This window comes from Kribbella sp. VKM Ac-2569 (assembly GCF_004216905.1).
GTDB lineage: Bacteria > Actinomycetota > Actinomycetes > Propionibacteriales > Kribbellaceae > Kribbella.
This window is the reverse complement of record NZ_SGXJ01000005.1, coordinates 292769-311783: the sequence shown is the minus strand read 5'-3', so window position 1 is coordinate 311783 and position 19015 is coordinate 292769. Positions and strand designations below refer to the sequence as shown.

The following is a 19015-nucleotide window of genomic DNA, read 5'->3' as shown; positions in this document are numbered from 1 at the left end:
CGAAAGGCGGTCGAACGGAGTGGCGAGGGTTGTTCAGGGGCGTTGCCGGTGCGTGGACACTGCGTCGGCAGTCGCGTCGAAGGCCTGTTCTGCCAAGGGATAGTCGCGTTGGGCGACGCCGAGATACAGGGCGTCCAGGACGATCATCTGGGCGTGCCGTCCGGACAGTCCCCCGGTGCGGAACGTGACGTCGCGGGCCGCGGTGACCAGAACGATGTCCGCCATCCGGGCCAGCGGCGAGCGGGGATAGTTGGTGATAGCAACAGTCGTCGCGCCCTGCCGGCCGGACCGGGTCATCGGCTCCAGTACCTCGATCGTCTCGCCGCTGTGCGAGATTCCGATCGCGACGTCCCCGGTGCCGAGCAACGCGGAGCTGGCCAGCGCGGTGTGTACGTCGCTCCAGGTGCTCGCCCCGCGCCCGATCCGGTGCAGCCGCAACCGCAGGTCCTCGGCGACGGACGCCGACCCCGCCACGGCGTACAGATCGATCCGCCGCGCGTCCGAGATCGCCCGGACCGCCCGGCCGAGAGCGTCGACGTCGAGTGCAGCGACGGTGTCCTCGAGCGCGCGGGTGTCGGCGCGCAGCAGGGTCCGGAGTACGTCGTCCAGCGAGTCGTCCGGGCCCACCTCTGAGCCGGTCCCCCGCTCCCAGCTCGGACTGGTCCGACCACTTTCGGCCGCCAGCGTCAGCCGCAACTCGGCGTACCCGGACAGACCGAGCGCGAGGCAGAACCGGGTGACGCTCGGCAGCGACGTACCGCAGCGGGCCGCCAACTGGCCGATCGTCGACGAGGCGACCGCCGCCGGGTCGCGGAGCACTTCGGCGGCGATCCGCGCCTGCGCCGGGCTGAGCGCCGGCAGCAGGCCGTGGATCCGCGCCTCGAGACTCGGCGGTGGCGACTCGACAGCACTCATGTAAAGAATTCTCAGAGCACGTCAACCACAATTACAAGGATTCACAGTGTCCGATTCCGGCCAGTCAGCGACTCATCCGTCGAATGGTGAACTGGTCGGACCAGCCGCCGGCGAGGAGTACGTCGATCCGGCCGCTCAGAACGTAGGTGCCGTACGGCGTGACTGCGGCAGTTGTCGGACCGGCGACGAGCCATGGCTCGACTGATCGGACCTGTGCGGTGCGGTAGTTGTCGCGGCTGCTCAGCACGGTCGCCTGCTCGACGCCGGGAGCACCGAGCTTGTTGGTGATCGCGATCAGGCGGCCGTCGGGCCTGAGCGCTAGGCCGTCTCCGCCGACCAGTGCACTGGTCAGACCAGTAACACTCAGTTCACCACGCGGCGAGATGCGGAACAAGGTGCCGGTGTCGTAGCGGACCGTCAGGAGGTAGCCGGCCGGGTGCCAGACGATGCCGTTGGCGCCGATCGTGTCGCTGCGTAGACGCTCGTCGCGGATCAGGACTGTTGCTACGCCCGCCGGGGTGACCTTGTAGATCGCGTCGGATGCCGGGTCGGTGACGTAGGCGTTGCCTGCGGCATCGATCGCCAGGTCGTTGGCGCCGTGGTGGCCGCCGGCCGGGTTCAGGCGGGGCGTGTTCAGATCGACGCGCTGCTCTAGTTGGCCGGTGCGCAGGTTGTAGATGGCGATGCCGGATTGCTTGTAGGTGGTGGCTTCCGATGACCGTTCGCCGTTGCCGATGTCGGCGTACGTGACGAGTACTCGGTTGCGTACGGCGTCGACGTGCAGGCCGAAGGTGGAGACGCCGGGTGCGATGCCGAACGGATGCGGTACGCCGTCGCGACCGACCACGGAGATCCGGCCGGTCGCCATCGACCCGATCAGAAACGCCCGCCGGCTCGGATCCCAGGCGATCCCCTCCGGATACCGATCACTCGTCCGCCCGTCGAACTGCGCGACCCGGCGCAACGCCGCAGGAATCGACGTGGCGGCCGCCGCCGCGGTAGTGGCGGTGGTGGCTGTGGCGGTGGCAGTGGCCGCAGATGCGGTGGTGATGCCGGCGGCGGGCAGGGCGACCGTCATGGTCAGTAGGGCTGCTGTTGGTGCGCGGAATCTCATGGAGGGCCTCTCTTCTGTCCAATACGACCACAGAGACTAATCAGAGCTCTGATGATCGTCAATGCATATATCACCGACGTCGTTCGTACGATGGTCATCATGCGGATGTCCTTCGACGAACGGCTCGGGAGTCACCTCAAGCGGGTCGAGCAGGAACTGCAGGCCGTGAAGGCGGCCGCCGTGAAGCCGGCCGGGCTGACCGTGCCGCAGTACGCCGCCCTGTTCGTCCTGGACGAGCAGCCGGGAATCTCGGCCGCCGAGCTCGCCCGCCGTTGCCTGGTCACGCCACAGACGATGACGACGATCCTGCGCAACCTGGAGTCGGCCGACCTGATCGAGCGCACCCCGCATCCACTGCACAGGCACGTCATCGAGACCCGCCCGACCACAGCCGGCCGAAAAGCTCTCGAACAGGCGGACAAGCGCGCAACCAGCGTCGAGCGCAGACTCGCCGACGCCTTCAGCGAGGAGGAAGCGGAAACCCTCCGCACCCTCCTCGCCCGGGTCTCAGAGGCCCTGACAACAGACCCGATCTTGAAAAGCTAGAACAGCGCAGCCATCAACCGGCGGCGAGCCTTGACGACGCGCTCGTCGTCCGCACCGACGACCTCGAAGAGCTCGAGCAGGTGCAGCCGTACGGCGTTCCGCTCGTCCCCCGCGGTCGCCTGGACCGTGGAGATCAGGCGTGCGAACGCGTCGTCCACATGCCCGCCCATCAGGTCCACATCGGCCACCAGCAGCTGAGCCTCGACGTCGGTCGGGTTGTCGGCCGCCCGTGTCCGGACGTCGGCCGGCACGTCCTGCGTACGCTTCACCAGCTGTACGCGGGCCAACCCCGACTTCGCCTCGGCGTCGTTCGGCGTCTCCTTCAGCAGCTCCTCGTACGCCGCGATCGCGCCGTCCAGATCGCCCGCGCCGACCGCGTTCTCGGCCTTCTCGTACCGCGGGTTCGGTGCCTCTTCCTCCTCGACGGCCTCGGCCACCGGGCCGACCGGCTCGGCGCGCCCGGTGATCCCGTTCGCGACCGCGACCGTCAGCAGCTGGTCGAGGTACTGCCGGACCTCCGGCTCACCGAGGACGCCCTGGAACAGCGGCACCGGCTGACCTCGCAGGATCGCGATGACGACCGGCACAGCCTGTACGCCGAACGCCTGGGCGACCTGTGGGTTCGCGTCGACGTCGATCCGGGCCAGCAGGAACTTCCCGGCGTACTCGGTCGACAGCTGGACCAGCACCGCACTGAGCGCGTTCGAGCCCTGCGCCCGCGGCGAGTACAGCTCGACCACGACCGGGGCCTGCAGCGAGCGCTCGATGACGTCGGACTGGAAGTTGGCCTCGCCGACCTCCAGCGCGTACGCACCTGCGGCGCCACCACCCGCTGGAGCACTGGGAGCACCAGGTGCGCCAGGCGCACCGGCCGGTTTACGGAGGGACGACAGGTCGACCGCCCCTGGACGGGAGAAGTTGGACTGGCTCACCACTGTCCTCGCATTCCGTGCACACTCCGTACGTTCACAGGTCCATCCTCTACGACGCGGCCGACTTACGCTGCGCCCGGGTCACCATCAGCAGCCGAGCGAGGCCTGCCCGGGTCCCCACGACCGCCAGCCGGTCCCCTACCTTGACCTGCTTCTCGGACGCCGGACTCCACTCCCAGGGACCGTGCCGATCCTGTCGTGCGAGCACCCGAAGGCCCTCGGCCTCGTTCAGTTCGCCGAGCCGTCGACCGTCGGCAACCGACCCTGGCTCGACGGTCACCTCGGTCAGCAGCAGCACGCGGCGACCGGCCGGGATCGTCACCTGCTTGCGCCGGTTCGCGACCGCGGCAGCGATCGCCGGCGCCACCAGCATCGACACCGACCGGCTGTGGCCGAGGCCCAGCCGCCGCTCGACCCGCTGCGCCAGGTCGTGGTCGAACATCCGCATCGTGATCCGGGCGTCCGGGTTCAGGTCCCGGGCCACCATCGCCGACTCCAGGTTGGTGATGTCGCCGTCGGTGATCGCGAGCACCGACTGGCACCGCTGTACGCCGGCCGACCGCAGCGTCTCCTCGTTGCTGCTGTCCCCGATCACGACCGGGATCTTCAGCCGGTGCGCGACCTGGATGCCGGGCGCGTCCTCGTCCTGATCGACACCGACGACCGCGACGCCCCGCTCGGTGAGGATCTCCAGCACCCGCGCGCCGACCGTACCGAGGCCGCACACCACCACATGGTTGCGCGGCCGCCCGCGGACTCCGCCGATGATCCGCGACAGCCGCGCGCCGATCAGCGAGTCGACCACGACCGCGGTCAGCAAGGCCATCAGCACGATGCCGGTCAGCTGCACCACCACAGCGGCGACCTTCACCCAAGGGTCGGCGTCGGAGAACGCGTTGTCCTCGATGCCCGCCGACGTCACCGCGCCGGCGGCCATGTACACCGCCCGCCACCACTCGATCCCACCGACGAAGTGGATGACCGCCGTACCGGCCGCGACCAGGAACGCCATCACCGCGGCGATCTTCCGGACCCGGCTGTCCAGGATGTCGCGCAGCGCGATGAACCAGCCGGCCGGGCGTACGTCGCGGCTGCGCCAGATCGTCCGTACGCCGGTGCCGAGCACGATGTCACCGTCCGGGTCGGCGCTGGCCATCGGCAACAGCTGGGGCGTCGCGGACGAGGTCGTGTCCGCGAGCACGGTCACATGAGGCTCGCGGATCAGATCTGCCTGTCCCACGACCACCCGCTGACCGCCGAGCTCCATCCAGGTCAGCTCGTCGTCCTCCAGCGCGTCCGAGACGAACGCGGGCGCGGCCAGCGACGGCCCGTTGATCACCACGCAGTCGCCGAGCAGGCTGTTCAGCTGCTTACTGAGCCGCGGATTCACCATCTGTACGACGATCCGCAGCTCCGGATCCATGTCCCGCGCAGTCAGCGCGGTGTGGACGTTGTGTACGTCGTCGGTGTCCAGCAGGACCAGTGCGCGCGCGGTGGACGGCGTACCGTCGTCGGCTGCGTCGACACCGGCCCGCCGGAGCAACGACTCGCTGATCACCCGGGCGCCCATCACGGTCGCGCCCAGCTCACCGATCCGGTCGTAGTGACGGGACGCGGGGTTGACGATCGCGGTCACCCGCTCGCCCGAGCTCACCAGTTCGGTGACCACCCGCAGCATCGTGCGGTCCGAACCGCAGACCACCACGCGCCGTCCGTCCGGGGAATCGGCCGCACCAGGGGCCTCTCGCCCGGACGGTGGCGGCTCCTCAGAACCGGGCGGGCTCTCGGTACTCTCCCCACTGTTCCCGAAGAACGTGACAGATTTCCCCCATCGTGGCCTCCGCACGCACTGCCTCCAGCATGGGCTCGATCAGGTTGCCAGTGCCGCTGGCCGCCTCCACCAGAGCCGACAGCGTACGCCGTACCCGGTCCTCGTCGCGGTGCGCCTTGCGTTCCGCGAGGACGCGGCACTGTTCGACCTCGACCTCGTGCGAGACCCGGAGGATCTCCAGCTCGCCGGACACGGTGTCGGTGAGCGTGTTGACGCCGACGATCTTCTTCTCGCTCTTCTCGAGCTTCTGCTGGTACTCGAACGCGGCGTCGGCGATCTCGGCCATGAACCAGCCGTCCTCGATCCCGCGCAGGATGCCGCCGGTCATCGTCTCGTCCGGGCTCATCTCCTTGATCCGCGCGAAGATCGCCTCGGCCTCGGCCTCGATCTCGTCGGTCAGCGCCTCGACGTACCAGGATCCGCCGAGCGGGTCGGCGACGTTCGTGACGCCGATCTCCTCCATCAGCACCGACTGGGTCCGCAGCGCGATCTCGGCCGACTCCTCACTCGGCAGCGCCAGCGTCTCGTCGAGCGCGTTGGTGTGCAGCGAGTTCGTCCCGCCGAGTACGGCGGCCAGCGCCTCGACAGCCGTCCGTACGACGTTGTTGTACGGCTGCTGCGCCGTGAGCGACACCCCGGCCGTCTGCGTGTGGAAGCGGAGCCACTGCGCCTTGTCGGTCTTGGCGCCGTACACGTCCCGCAGCCAGCGCGCCCAGATCCGGCGGGCGGCCCGGAACTTCGCGATCTCCTCGAAGAAGTCCAGGTGGCTGTCGAAGAAGAACGACAGGCCGGGCGCGAACACGTCGACGTCGAGCCCGCGGGAGAGCCCGAGCTCGACGTACCCGAAGCCGTCGGCGAGCGTGTAGGCGAGCTCCTGCGCGGCGGTCGAGCCGGCCTCGCGGATGTGGTACCCGGAGACGCTCAGCGGCTTGTACGCCGGGATCGTGGTCGCGCAGTACTCCATCAGGTCGCCGATCAGGCGCAGGTGCGGCTCCGGCGGGAACAGCCACTCCTTCTGCGCGATGTACTCCTTGAAGATGTCGGTCTGCAGCGTCCCGTTCAGCTTGGAGATGTCCGCGCCCTGGCGCTCGGCGGCGACCAGGTACATGCAGAACGCCGGCACGGCCGGACCGGAGATCGTCATCGAGGTGGTGACGTCCTGGAGCGGGATGTCCTTGAACAGCCGGTCCATGTCGACGGCCGAGTCGATCGCGACGCCGCAATGGCCGACCTCGCCGAGCGACTTCGGCTCATCGGAGTCGCGCCCCATCAGCGTCGGCATGTCGAACGCGACCGACAGGCCGCCGCCACCACCGTTGAGGATCATCCGATAGCGCTCGTTGGTCTGCTCCGCGTTCCCGAAGCCGGCGAACTGGCGGATCGTCCAGGTGCGGCCGCGGTACCCGGTCGCGTACAGACCGCGGGTGAACGGGAACTCCCCCGGCCAGCCGATCCGCTCCATCCGCGGGTCGGCGACACCCTCGGGCGGCCCGTACACCGGCTCGACCTCGGTGCCGGACAGCGTGGTGAAGTCCGCCTCCCGCTTGCGCGCGGCGTCGTACCGCTGCTGCCACCGGCTCCGGCCGGCCGCGATCTGCTCGGCATCCATCAGTCAGACCTCCTAGGGAACTGGTCCCAAAATACTAGGACGTCCAACTATTTCCAACCGGGGTGGACGTGCATGCAGGCACAACCCCCACTCCGCGCCCCATCAGCCCGCCTGAAGGCGAGTTGTGCATGCGTGGGCGTCCACCCCCTACCCAGCCAACCTGAGCCCGCGCCGGCGGGCCTGCTCTCGCGGATCGGGGACGGGGGCCGCCTCGAGGAGGCGGACGGTGTAGGGGTCCTGGGGTGCGCGGAGGACGGACTCTCGGTCGCCCTGCTCGACGAGGCGGCCCTGGCTCATCACGGCGACGCGGTCGCAGACCTGGTCGACCACGGCGAGGTCGTGGCTGATGAACAGGCAGGCGAAGTGCAGCCGGTCCTGCAGCGAGCGGAGCAACTCGAGCACGGTGGCCTGCACCGAGACGTCGAGTGCGGACGTCGGCTCGTCCGCGATCAGCAGCCCGGGATCGAGCGAGATCGCCCGCGCGATCGACACCCGCTGGCGCTGACCGCCGGACAGCTCATGCGGGTACCGCCCGGCCCACGCACCCGGCAGCTCGACACTGTCGAGCAGCTCCTCGACACGGCGACGGAGCTCGGCACCACGGACGCCGCGATGGACGGCGAGCGGCTCGCCGACGGACTGCCCGATGGTGCCGCGCGGGTTCAGCGAACCGGCCGGATTCTGGAAGACGACACCGATCCGGGCCCGGGTCTTGCGGAGGTCGGACGCCGACGCGGACGTGAGCGCCTGTCCGGCCACGTGGACCTCGCCGGAGGTGATGGGTGCGAGACCGAGCACCGCTTTGCCGATCGTGGACTTCCCGGATCCCGACTCCCCGACGAGACCGACGACTTCACCGGGATTCAGCAGCAGGTCCACGTGATCGACCGCCTGCACCGTACGGCCCCGGCGACCGCGATACTCGACGACGAGATCGTCGATCTTCAGCGCCGCAACATCCGCGTCCACAGAAGTCGACTCACGTGGGCCGCCGCGCGGTACGGCGTCCAGCAGGGCCCGCGTGTACTCCTGCGTCGGGTGATCGAACAGCTCGTGCACCTCGGCCGTCTCGACCACCGAGCCCTTGCGCATCACGACGACCCGGTCGGCCACGTCCGCGACCACGCCCATGTCGTGCGTGATGATCATGATCGCGCCGGAGATCTTCGACCGCATCGCGAGCAGTACGTCGAGCACCTCCCGCTGCACGGTCACGTCGAGGGCCGTGGTCGGCTCGTCCGCGATCAGGAGCTCCGGGTCGCACGCCAGCGCGATCGCGATCATCACCCGCTGGCACTGCCCTCCGGACAGCTGGTGCGGGTAGTACTTCAGCCGGTTCTCGGGGATCTCGACCATCCGCAGCAACTCGATCGCCCGTTCCCGCGCCGCGCCGCGCGACAGCGACGGCTCGTGCGTGCGGATCATCTCGACCAGCTGTGCGCCGATCGTGAACACCGGGTCGAGCGCCCCTGACGGATCCTGGAAGATCATCGCGATCCGCCGGCCGCGGAGCGCGGTGAGTTCGGCCCGCGACATCTCCAGTACGTCGGCGCCGCCGAAGCTGATCCGCCCGCCGGCGCGGGCGTTCGAGGGCAGCAAACCTAGCGCTGCTAGCGCCGTGACGCTCTTCCCGGATCCCGACTCACCCACGACCGCGAGCACCTCGCCCGGCCGGACCTCGAAGCTGACCCCGTCGACCGCGCGCTGCGTCGTACCGCCGACGGTGAAGTCGACCGTCAACTCCTCGAACCGCAGCACCTCGTCGCTCACTCGCCCTCCCCCTGATCCGCTTCGAGCTTGTCGCGGTGCTCCTGCCAGTCCGCGAGCATCTTGCGGTGGTACGAGGCCAGCCACTCGAAGTAGTTGCGCGCGTTCCGCAGTCGCTTGGCCGGACCGGGCATCCCCTCGGGAAGCTCGGCGAGCATGTCCTCGAACAGCCGCTGCTGCTTGCCGAGCGACCGCCGCTCCCCCGCCAGGAAGCTCCCCCAGACGTCGTCCTCGACCTTGAAGTAGTGGTTGCGATCACCCGGTACGGCGTGCCGCACGATGAACCCGAGATCGATCAGCCGCCGGGTCGCGCTCGAGATCGAGCCGGCGCTCGCCGACAACGCCCGGGTCAGCTCGGCCGACGCGACGTACGGCTTGTTGCTCACCATCAGGTAGCCGAGGACGCGGCCCTCCATCCGCGGCGAGCCTGCCAGCTCTCTTAGCAGGGCGAACTGCTCGACGAAGTCCGCGCGGCGTGGGTCCTCCTCCCACGCGTCGTCAGGCAGCGTCTCGTCACTCATCCCGACCTCCCACAACGGCTCCCGCGATCTGCGCCGTACGGCGTGCCCGGAACGCCTCGACCGGCCAGCGCGAGCTCCCGCCGTACCGGACGAGCGACGGCCGGCCGGCCGTGTCCCAGGTGAACTCCACCTTCTCGCCGATCGATCCGAACCCCGCCGAAGGTACGACGGCCAGCGTGTTCTCGTCGACGACCTGGAGTTCCTCATAGCTCTCAACCGGATCCGGTGCGGCTGGGAAGAACGCGACCAGTCGCCCGCCGAGCAGCGAGATGCTGAGCACGCCCATCAAGTTCGCGAAGTTGCCGCAGAACCGACGGGCGTCGATGTCGGTCGGCACCTGGGTACCGGCCGGCGGCTCGGCCGCGAGGTTCAGCAGCTTGACCACGCCCGTGGCCAGTGCGCCCGCCGGCCCGCCGATGCAGTTGGTGAGCACCGACACGACGATCTGGTCGGCGGGGTCGATGAAGGTCCGGGTGATGTGCCCCGGGTATCCACCGCTGTGCCCGACCAACCGGCGTCCGCCGATCGTGACGATGTCCATGCCGAGCCCGTACCGCCCGATTTCGCGTCCGTTGGCGTTCACCAGACTCTCGTCTCGCTGCAGCAGCCGCTTGCTCGCGTCGCCGATCAGCTGGTCGGCCCCGAAGAAGTGCGCGGCACCGTAGACGGCCAGGTCCTCCGCGGTCGAGTACAACCCAGTGGCCGCCGCCATCGCCCGGGTGTCCACGTGCGGGATGACTTCGCGTACGTCGTTCCCGTCGAGCAGCCCGGTATGACCGCCGGCGTACTGACCTGCCCGCGCACGCTCCCACTCGGCGCCCGTGTTGGTCAGTCCCAGCCGATCCACGATGTTCGCCGCGACGTAATCGCCGTACGACGATCCGCTCGCGGACTCGATCACCAGGCCGAGCAGCGAGTAGCCGATGTTCGTGTACTTGAAGTACTCGTTGCGCTCGAACACCTGACCGGCCGACCGGCACAGCTCGATCAGCGCGTCCCGGTCCGGGAACGGGTCCATCAGCTGCCAGTAGTCCTTGTCCACGCCGTCCCGGATCACGCCTGCTTGGTGACCGAGCAACTCGCGCACGGTGACCGGCGCCAAGGCGCTCTCGGCCAATTCGGGGACATACGTATCGATCGGGTCGTCGAGCCGGACCTTGCCCTGTTCGACCAGTTGCAGGATCGAGGTCGCCGTAAAGGTCTTGCTGTGCGACGCGATCCGGAACAGGTGGTCCGTGCGCAGCGGCGTACCGGCGACCTCGTCGCTGTGGCCGAGGGCGGTCGAGAGGACGAGCTCGTCGCCGACCCGGATCGCCGCCTGGACTCCCGGCGTCCGCAGGTAGCGGCGCTGGAACTCGAGCCAGCTCTCGATGGCGGGAGCGGCTTCCCTGGCAATAGATGGGTCGAACAAGGCGGCGTCCGTTCTGTCATGGTTGGTCATCAGGAGCGTCCCTTCGGGTTCACCGCGTCGCGGAGCACGTCGCCGAGGGTGATCAGGCTCAGTACCGTCGCGGCGAGGAACATCGCCGGGTAGATCAGTGTGTGCGGCGCCTGCTGGAAGCGCGACTGCGCGGTGGCGAGCTGCAGGCCCCACGAGATCGACGGCGCGCGCAGGCCGAGGCCGAGGAAGGTCAGCGTCGACTCGGCCACGATCACGCCGCCGACGGTCAGCGTGGCGACCGCGAGCACGGGGCCGATCGAGTTCGGCAGCACGTAGTGCGTGAGGATCCGGGTGGTCGGGAACCCCATCGCCTTTGCGGCCTGGACGTACTCCGCGTCCCGGGTCGCGCGGACCGTCGTCCGCACCATCCGGGCCAGGGTAGGCCAGGAGAACACCGCGAGGACGAGCGACACCGACAGGACCGACCGCTTGCCGAGGCTGTTGAGTACGACGATCGCACCGAGCAGGAACGGGAAGCCGAGGAAGACATCGGTCAACCGGGCCAGGATCGAGTCCGCCCAGCCCCCGACGTACCCGGCGATCGTTCCGACGCCGACGGCGATGACCAGGGCGATCAACGTGCACACCAGGCCGACGGACAGCGACGCGCGGGCGCCGTGGACGACGCTCGCGTAGACGTCGCAACCCTGGAGGTCCTGGCCGAACGGATGGCCGGGCGAGGACGGACGGGCGCTGGCCGAGATATCACAGGCGCGTGGGTCGGCGCTGGTGAACAACTGCGGGACGAGCGCCATCAGAAGCAGTACCGCTAGCACTGCTAGCGGCAGCCAGAAGAGCACGCGGCGGCGAACGGTCGCCCAGACACCGCGTCGCGCGATCACGTCCTCATCGACGGTCTGAAGGAGCACTGCGTCAGTCATGGCGGATCCTCGGGTCGAGGAGGGAGTTGAGCAGGTCGACGACGAGACTGGTCAGCAGGAAGATCAGGATCAGCGCGGTCGCGATGCCGACCACCGTCGGCCCTTCGTGCACCCGGATCGACTCGAACAGCAACTGCCCGACGCCCGGCAGGTTGAAGATGCCTTCCGTTACGACCGCCCCGCCGAGCAACGCGCCCAGGTCGATCGCGAGATACGTCAACACCGGGATCGCCGAGTTCCGCAGCACGTGGACACCGATGACGCGGCGCCTGCTGAGGCCCTTCGCCCACAGCGCGCGGACGAAGTCGGAGCTCATCGTGTCGACCACGCTCCCCCGGGTCAGCCGCGCCACCGCGGCCAGCCCGTAGATCGCCAGAACCGTTGCCGGCAGCAAGTACGACGTCGGCCAGCCGTCCGTCACGCCCGCGATCGGCAGCAGCGACAGCTTCACGCCGAACACCAGCTGCGCCGTCACAGCCATCACGAAGATCGGCACCGACGCGATCAGGATCGTCAGGATCAGCACACCGCGATCGATCCAGGTGTTCTTGCGCAGTCCGGCAATCAGACCGAGACCGACGCCGATCACCACCTGGATCACCCACGCCGTCAGCGCCAACTGGATCGTCACCGGCCAGCGACTCGCCAGCCGCTCGGCCACCGACCGGCCGCGGAAGTCGACGCCGAGGTCGCCGGTGAGCAGATGGCCCAGATAGCGCAGGTACTGCGACCAGAGCGGATCGTTGAGGTGGTACAGATTCCGGATCCGTTCGACCACCGCCGGCGACAGCGGCTGATCACCGCCGAGACTGGAGATCGGGTCACCGGGCAGTGCGAAGACGGCCGCGTAGATGGCGAACGTGACGCCGAAGAACACCAGCACCAGCTCGATCAACCGCCGGATCGTGAAGCGCGCCATCAGCCGGCCTCTCGGCGTACGGCGTTCAGCAGCGCCAAGGTAGCGGCGTACTGGACTCCGACGCAGTCGTTGATCGGCACGGTGTGCAGTTCCTCGTCGAGGCTCGCAGCCTCGTCCTGCCACTCGCGATAGATCTCGCGGAAGCGCCGGGCCAGCGGATGCAGCGCGGCCGCGGCGCCGCCCCGCGCGATCTCACCGTCGATCGCGCGCAGGAGCATCCCGCCGTACCGCAGCCGGTACAGGCGGACCGTGTCGCGCAGACCGAACACTTCGGAGACAGTCGCCCGCCGGCCCGGGTCGACCTCCGTCGCCCGCGCCCGCTCCCGGCCCGGCCGCCGGAGCAGGTACGGCAGGAACGACGCGACCCCGCGGACCAGCTGGGAGTCGTCGGACAGGTACGGCCGCGCCGCCCGGAAGATCTCGTCCATCACCGCCAGGTTGTCCTCGAGCTCGTCCGCCACGCCGGACAGCACCTGCTGGTACGCCTGGTCCGTCGGCGTCTGGTCGTCGGCCGACGGGTGAGTCCAGTACGGCAGCTCGGCGACGAGGCTCGCTGTGCCGTGCCGTTCGGCGTACGCCGCCGACGAACTGCCCGACTCGTTCGGCGTGGGCAGGCCCCGATCCTCGGCGTAGTCGTACATGGCCCGCTGCGAGATCATCTCGAAGACCGCGGGACCGATCGGCCGGGCGACCGGGGTCTCGGGCTCGCCGAGGTCGAGCGGAAGCCCGAAGGACGCGGCGACGGCGTGCAGCTCGTCGACGAAGCCATCGAGCTCCTTGGTGAGGTAGTAGTAGACGCCGCCGACCTCGGTGTTGTGCAGCGACACCGCGATGATCGGTTTCAGCTCGTCGATCACGCGCATCAGGGCGAGCGTCTCCGGCAACACCTGGTCGAAGTACGCGCCCTTGTACTGGAAGGGGAACGACCACTCGACCTGCTCGCCGGGAGCCGGGCGGTGGAAGTTCGCCGCGTAGTGGACCCGGGTGAACGGGCCGTCGAACCAGCCTTCGTTCAGGCGGGTGCCGTCGGGGTCGATGCAGCCGATGATGTTCCAGCGGCAGGTCGCCCGGAGATCGGCATCCGCGCACAGGTCCTCGGCCAGGTGGATCGCGGTCCAGAACCCGATCGGTTCGTTCGGGTGGACGCCGGCGTACACGAGGGCCTGGTCGGGGCCGTCGCCGATCGAGTACATGGTGATCGGGTCGCCGAGTCTCGACGTACCGATCCGGCGCCGGGTGACGAGGTCGGGGTGCTCGTCGGTCAGGGCGTCGAGGCGCGCGGTGATCTCGTCGACGCCCGGGAAATGGGTCAGCTCGGGGACGCGGTGGGCCCGCTCCAGGATCGCCTGGAGCGGGCCGTCGGCAACAACCGCCATCAGTTGTCCACCAGGGTGGTGTTCTCGAGTTCGAGGCTGCCCGCACCCTCGGCCAGCTTGGCGATCCGGTCCGAGGTCGCGTACGTGTACTTCTCGAAGAACATCGGCGGCGCCGGGAAGTCCTTCAGAATCGCCTTCTGTACGTCGACGTACCCCTCGATCGCCTTCTGCGGGTCGACCTGTGCGTCCGCCTTCGCGAGCAGCTGCTCGACCTGCGGGGTGTAGTAGGGGATGCAGTTCACGCAGCCGCCGGCCTTTGTGTAGAAGGAGCGCAGGGTGTTCTGCTGGCTGGCGTAGAGGGCACCCCAGCGGGAGAAGTACGGGCCGCTCAGCTTCTTGTCGTTGCGCAGCTTCTGGAACTCGGGGAAGTCGGTCGTCGGCGTCGCGGTGACGTCCTTGATCCCGAGATTCTGCCGGAGCTGGTTGGCGTAGGCGTTGTAGAGGTCGTCCAGGCCCGAGCCACCCGGGTAGCGGATCTCCATTTTGCCGCTGAAGCCGCCGGCCTCGGCCAGGAGCTGCTTCGCCTTGGTCGGGTTGAACGTGCACAGCTCGCCGCACAGGTCCTTCGGCGTACCGGGCTCGCCCGGCGGAGTCAGCGCCGTCGCGGGCTCCCAGATGCCGCCGTAGATCACGTTGCTCACGGCCTGCCGGTCGATCGCCATCGAGATCGCCTGCCGCACCCGGACGTCCTGGTAGCGCTTGTCCCACAACGGCAGACCGAGGTAGTTCATGCCCAGGCCCTGGAAGACGTACGCACGATCGCCGAAGTCCTTCTTCACCTGCGCCATCCGGGCCGCCGGCACGAACAGGATGTCGGTGTTCCCGGCCTGTACGTCGGTGTAGGCCGTCGTCATGTCGGTGTACGGCTTGAAGACGATCTCGTCGACGGTGGGCTTCGGGCCCTGATACGCGTCGTACCGCTTGACCGTCATCGGCTCGTTCTCGGCGTAGCTGCCGACCATCTGGAACGGCCCGTTGCCGATCGGCTGCTTGCCGAAGGCATCGAAGTCCTTGTACGCCGCTTCCGGCAGCGGGAAGAACCCGCTCTGCGCCTGCGAGAGCTGCACCGGGAACTGACCGTCCGGGCTCTTCAGGGTGACCGTGAAGGTGAGGTCGTCGACCACCTTGAGGCCGGACAACTGGGTCGTTGTGGACTTGCCCTTGGCCGGGTTCAGGGCGTCGTACCCGGCGATGTTGACCAGCTGGCCGCTGTTCTCCCAGGCGTTCGGACCGTAGGCGACCGTATTCCACGCCTTCACGTAGCTCTCGGCGGTGACCTTCTCGCCGTTGTGGAAGGTCCAGCCCGGGCGCAGCTTGACGGTCCAGTGCACGGCGTCGGACGACTTCACCGACTCGGCGTTCAGATAGGTCAGCGATCCGTCGCTCTTGACGAAGGTCAGGCTCGAGAACAGCTCCTTGACCTGGGAGAACGCGATCGTCTGGCGACCGGGGTTGAGGGTCACCGGGTCGGAGACCGCGAACGAGACCGACTTCGTCGCGCCCTCGGCCGACCCGGATCCGCCGCCGCCGGAGCAGCCGCCCAGGGCCACGGTGGCGGTGAGGAGAACAGCGGCAGCACGCTTCATGAGGTCCTCCAGGGACGTGTGCCGGCCTGCAGGGTTGGCCGACTCGTCTCCGATCCTGGACGCTGATCCCACTACCTGGCAATAGGGAAACTTGGGAAGTTTCAGTAGGAAATGAACTTTTAGCGCGGGCGTAACACAAGGCGCCCTCGGTCAGGCCCGGCTTCCGGTCAGTTGAAGTCGCCGGCGTTGTGGCGGAGGGGTTCCAGGACGGACCAGAGCATCTTGAGCTGGTCGTCGGTGAGGCCGGACAGGGCGAAGTCGGCGGCGACCAGGTCGGCGGTGGCGCGCTCGACCAGGTCACGGCCCTCGGGGGTGATCTCGCAGAGCACCGCGCGGCCGTCGTCCGGGTGCGGCGTCCGGGTCACCAGCCCGGCCGCCTCGAGCCTGCGGACGATCGAGGTCACCGACGTCGGGTGCACCTGCAGCCGCTCCCCCATCTTCCCGAGCGGCAGCGACCCGCGCCGGGAGAAGGTGAGCAGCACCAGGGCCTCGAACCGGGCGAACGTCAGCCCGTGCTTGCGGAGGAGTTCGTCCAGCTCGTTGATCACGATCTGCTGCGCCCGCATCAGCGACGTCACGGCCCGCATCTGCTCGACGGCACCCCAACGCCGCCCCCACTGCCGCGACGCCTCGTCGATCGGATCGAACGGCAACGCCCTCTTCCTGGCCATGAGCGGAACCTTAGCCCGACACTTGTCTGACTATGCCGCGACTCAGAGATTCGGACTTTCCTGCCCTCGGGACGGACGCGCCCGCCGAGCAACTGATCAGCATCCGCTTTCGCTGGTACGCCGCACAAGCCCGGCGTGCCCGCATCTGGTACCGCGCCCTCGGCACCGTGCAACTCATCGCTGCCGTGGTGATCGCGATCTCGGTCGCCATCAAGGCGCCCATCTGGCTCGCTCCTTCGCTCGGTGGCGTGATCGCGCTGGCCGAGGGGATCCGGACGTTGTTCGGGTTCAAGGACTCGTATCCGACGTACACACGGACCGCGCAGGAACTGCGGAACGAGGCCTGGCTCTACTCGCAGAAGGCCGGCCGGTACGCCAAGGCCGGCGAACCGGTGAAGTTGCTCGCCGAGCGAGTCGTCGAGATCAGCTATTCCGAGACCGAGGACTGGGAGGCGGCGTTGAAGGCGCGGAGCGTCTGAAACTGTCCATGGGCTCTGGCAGGGTGCGGACATGAGATTTCTGGAGCACGTGCGGGCCGAGAGCGCCCGGCTCGGCGAGGTCGCGCGGACCGGGCTCGACGCGCCCGTGCCCAGTTGCCCGGGGTGGACGGTGGACGACGTGGTGCGGCACGTCGCGATGGTGTACGTCCACAAGGTCGAGGTGCTGAAACTCGGCACCCGCCCCGACCCGTGGCCGCCGGACTTCACCGGGCTCGCTTCGCTGGAGTGGTACGACGATGCGCGCATGGGGATCGTCGACGCCCTGGAAGCGGCCGGGGCCGAGACACAGACATGGACGTTCAGCCCGCGCGACCGCACGTCTGCGTTCTGGTACCGGCGGATGGCGCACGAGACCGTGATCCACCGGATCGATGTCGAGCAGGCGCACGACGTCGTCACGCCGATCGACCCCGAACTGGCCCTCGACGGGATCGACGAGGTCCTCTACCCGACGCTCGGTGGCCCGTGGTGGGAGGAGGGCGACACCGCCTACCCCATCGACGCGGCCGTTCGACTGACCGCGGGAGGCCGGTCGTGGACCGTGTACGCCGACGCGACGAGTGTCGACGTACGGCAAGGGGCTGAGGGGGACGTGGCGGCGGAGGTGTCCGGGGATCCGGCGCAGGTCTATCTGTGGTTGTGGGGCCGGGTCGGCGAGGACGCGATCGAGACGGTCGGCGATCCGAATGTCGTGCGGGCGTTCCGCGGACGACTTTCGGAGGCCTCGCAATGACGATGTCCTCTCGGAGGTGGGCTGTTCGTTCCTTTCACGAGAGACCACAGTGGTCTCAGCGAGAAGGAGGACTCCGATGGCGCAGTACCTTGCACTGACCTACACCGCTGACGTCGACTGGTGGGCGCCCGAGCAGGCCGAGGAGCTGGCCGAGTACCGGAGGTTCGGCGTCGAGTTCGCCGAGCAGGTGAAGGCGAGCGCCGTACTGCATCCGACCTCGACGGCGACCGTCGTCCGGGTCGAGGGTGCCCGCGGCGGGCCGGTGGTCACCACCGACGGACCGTACGCCGAGACCAAGGAAGCGCTGACCGGCTACTACCTGATCGAGGCCGAGGACCTCGAGGAGGCGGTGCGGGTCGCGGCCGGGATCCCGGCGGCCTGGGGCGGCGCGGTCGAGGTCCGGCCGGTGATCGCGGCCAAGTAGGGCAGGTCCCGTGAACGAGCGGTACGACGTGGTCGCCGAGACGATCCGGATCGAGGGGACGCGGATTCTCGCGACCCTGATCCGGACCGTCGGCAACGTCCAGCTCGCCGAGGACGCCGTCCAGGAGGCGGCCCTGGCGGCGCTCGGCGCGTGGCCGGTGACGGGCGTACCACCCGAGCCGCGCGCCTGGCTCACCGTGACGGCCCGGCGGAAGGCGATCGACATCATCCGCCGCGAGCAGGCCCGCGGCACGAAGGAGCGCGACGGCGCGGACCTGATCGAGCTGACGAAGCGTGAGGTCGAGACCGAAGCCGTCGTTCAGGACGACCTGCTGCGACTGATCTTCACCTGCTGCCACCCGTCGCTGTCGCCTCCGACCCGCGTGGCCCTCGCGCTCCGAACGCTCTGCGGCCTCTCACCCGCACAGATCGCCGGCGTTCTGCTGACGACCGAGGTCGCCACCACGAAGCGGCTCGTCCGTGCACGGCAGAAGATCGCCGCAGCGCGCATCCCGTACCGTGTGCCGGCCGAGGCCGAGCTACCCGAACGACTGCCCGCAGTCTGCGCCGTCATCCACAGCCTCTACACCGCGGGCCACGCGCCGACCGAGGGCGAGGCGGCGTACGACGTCGATCTGTGTGCGGAGGCGATCCGGTTGGCTGAGCTTCTGCACTCGCTCCTCCCCGATCAGCCGACACCGACCGCGGTGCTGGCGCTGCTGCTCCTGACCGAGGCGCGTCGACCGGCCCGTGTCGACGACGCCGGCGAGGTGGTGACGCTCGATCTGCAGGACCGCTCGCTGTGGGATCAGGACCTCATCGGCCGTGGCGTCGCGCTCCTCAACGACTCGCTGGAGCGGTCCGCTCGGCGGGCCGACGCGTACCAGTTGCAGGCCGCGATCGCGGCCGAGCACGCGCGCGTACCCAGCTATACCGCGACAGACTGGCGCGAGATCGTCCGGCTGTACGACCTGCTGGTCGAGGTCTCCCCCAGCCCCGCCGCCGAACTCGCCCGAGTCGTCGCGATCGCGGAAACCGGTGAGGTCGACACGGCCCTCAAGCTGCTCGACGAGATCCCGACCAGCTCACGCAAGTACGCCGTACGCGGCGAACTCCTCGCCCGCCGCTCTCGCTACGCCGAAGCCGCCGACGAGCTGCAGCAGGCGCTGGACACAGCCCCGCCCAATCACCCCGAACGCCCCCACCGAGAACGCCGCCGCAACTACTTCCGCGACCGCGCGAAGACGTGA

Annotated in this window: 18 protein-coding genes; 5 read left to right on the top strand and 13 right to left on the bottom strand. The window is 68.8% G+C overall.

Annotation, left to right across the window (positions count from 1 at the left end; translation table 11 throughout):
* Nucleotides 1-33: 33 nt before the first annotated feature.
* A complete protein-coding gene (locus EV649_RS32425; protein WP_130387464.1) occupies nt 34-915 on the bottom strand; it encodes a MurR/RpiR family transcriptional regulator in 882 nt (293 codons plus the stop codon).
* A 64-nt stretch (nt 916-979) separates the two neighbouring features.
* The gene (locus tag EV649_RS32420) at nt 980-2029 is read right to left on the bottom strand and encodes an SMP-30/gluconolactonase/LRE family protein (protein ID WP_130387463.1); all 1050 of its coding nucleotides are present in this window, start codon (nt 2027-2029) and stop codon (nt 980-982) included.
* A gap of 99 nt (nt 2030-2128) precedes the next feature.
* Between EV649_RS32420 and EV649_RS32415 the strand changes: the two genes are divergently transcribed.
* Nucleotides 2129-2575: a MarR family transcriptional regulator gene (locus tag EV649_RS32415; protein WP_198682813.1), complete on the top strand. Its 447-nt coding sequence runs from the start codon at nt 2129-2131 to the stop codon at nt 2573-2575.
* Here EV649_RS32415 and EV649_RS32410 read toward each other — a convergent pair.
* The 11 genes from EV649_RS32410 to EV649_RS32360 form a co-directional block, all read right to left on the bottom strand.
* Nucleotides 2572-3507 (bottom strand): tetratricopeptide repeat protein, encoded by a 936-nt coding sequence (locus EV649_RS32410; protein ID WP_130387462.1) that lies wholly within the window; start codon nt 3505-3507, stop codon nt 2572-2574. The genes EV649_RS32415 and EV649_RS32410 overlap by 4 nt on opposite strands.
* Nucleotides 3508-3556: 49 nt before the next feature.
* A complete protein-coding gene (locus EV649_RS32405; protein ID WP_130387461.1) occupies nt 3557-5353 on the bottom strand; it encodes an NAD-binding protein in 1797 nt (598 codons plus the stop codon).
* Nucleotides 5274-6947 carry a methylmalonyl-CoA mutase family protein gene (locus tag EV649_RS32400; protein ID WP_130387460.1) on the bottom strand — a complete coding sequence of 558 codons (1674 nt, stop codon included), beginning with the start codon at nt 6945-6947 and terminating at the stop codon, nt 5274-5276. Before EV649_RS32400 ends, EV649_RS32405 begins: the two co-directional genes overlap by 80 nt.
* Nucleotides 6948-7094: 147 nt before the next feature.
* The gene (locus EV649_RS32395) at nt 7095-8717 is read right to left on the bottom strand and encodes an ABC transporter ATP-binding protein (protein WP_241998951.1); all 1623 of its coding nucleotides are present in this window, start codon (nt 8715-8717) and stop codon (nt 7095-7097) included.
* Nucleotides 8714-9235 (bottom strand): MarR family transcriptional regulator, encoded by a 522-nt coding sequence (locus EV649_RS32390; RefSeq protein ID WP_130387459.1) that lies wholly within the window; start codon nt 9233-9235, stop codon nt 8714-8716. Before EV649_RS32390 ends, EV649_RS32395 begins: the two co-directional genes overlap by 4 nt.
* A complete protein-coding gene (locus EV649_RS32385) occupies nt 9228-10676 on the bottom strand; it encodes a serine hydrolase domain-containing protein (RefSeq protein WP_130387458.1) in 1449 nt (482 codons plus the stop codon). Before EV649_RS32385 ends, EV649_RS32390 begins: the two co-directional genes overlap by 8 nt.
* Nucleotides 10676-11557, bottom strand: a complete 882-nt coding sequence (locus tag EV649_RS32380; protein WP_130387457.1) for an ABC transporter permease — start codon at nt 11555-11557, stop codon at nt 10676-10678. Before EV649_RS32380 ends, EV649_RS32385 begins: the two co-directional genes overlap by 1 nt.
* Nucleotides 11550-12476 carry an ABC transporter permease gene (locus tag EV649_RS32375; RefSeq protein ID WP_130387456.1) on the bottom strand — a complete coding sequence of 309 codons (927 nt, stop codon included), beginning with the start codon at nt 12474-12476 and terminating at the stop codon, nt 11550-11552. The genes EV649_RS32380 and EV649_RS32375 overlap by 8 nt, the downstream gene beginning before the upstream one ends.
* A complete protein-coding gene (locus EV649_RS32370; protein ID WP_130387455.1) occupies nt 12476-13852 on the bottom strand; it encodes a M14 family zinc carboxypeptidase in 1377 nt (458 codons plus the stop codon). The genes EV649_RS32375 and EV649_RS32370 overlap by 1 nt, the downstream gene beginning before the upstream one ends.
* The gene (locus EV649_RS32365) at nt 13852-15438 is read right to left on the bottom strand and encodes an ABC transporter substrate-binding protein (protein ID WP_130387454.1); all 1587 of its coding nucleotides are present in this window, start codon (nt 15436-15438) and stop codon (nt 13852-13854) included. The genes EV649_RS32370 and EV649_RS32365 overlap by 1 nt, the downstream gene beginning before the upstream one ends.
* A gap of 167 nt (nt 15439-15605) precedes the next feature.
* Nucleotides 15606-16109: a MarR family transcriptional regulator gene (locus tag EV649_RS32360; protein WP_130387453.1), complete on the bottom strand. Its 504-nt coding sequence runs from the start codon at nt 16107-16109 to the stop codon at nt 15606-15608.
* A 32-nt stretch (nt 16110-16141) separates the two neighbouring features.
* Here EV649_RS32360 and EV649_RS32355 point away from each other — a divergent pair, with 32 nt between their 5' ends.
* The 4 genes from EV649_RS32355 (at nt 16142) to EV649_RS32340 (ending at nt 19015) form a co-directional block, all read left to right on the top strand.
* Nucleotides 16142-16588, top strand: coding sequence for a DUF4231 domain-containing protein (locus tag EV649_RS32355; RefSeq protein WP_130387452.1), 447 nt, complete (start codon nt 16142-16144; stop codon nt 16586-16588).
* Between the two features lie 31 nt (nt 16589-16619).
* Entirely contained in the window at nt 16620-17342 is a 723-nt protein-coding gene (locus tag EV649_RS32350; protein WP_130387451.1) for a maleylpyruvate isomerase family mycothiol-dependent enzyme, read from the top strand.
* 76 nt (nt 17343-17418) lie between these two features.
* Complete coding sequence (locus EV649_RS32345) at nt 17419-17766, top strand: YciI family protein (protein ID WP_130387450.1); 348 nt, start codon at nt 17419-17421, stop codon at nt 17764-17766.
* 10 nt (nt 17767-17776) lie between these two features.
* Nucleotides 17777-19015: a DUF6596 domain-containing protein gene (locus EV649_RS32340; protein ID WP_130387449.1), complete on the top strand. Its 1239-nt coding sequence runs from the start codon at nt 17777-17779 to the stop codon at nt 19013-19015.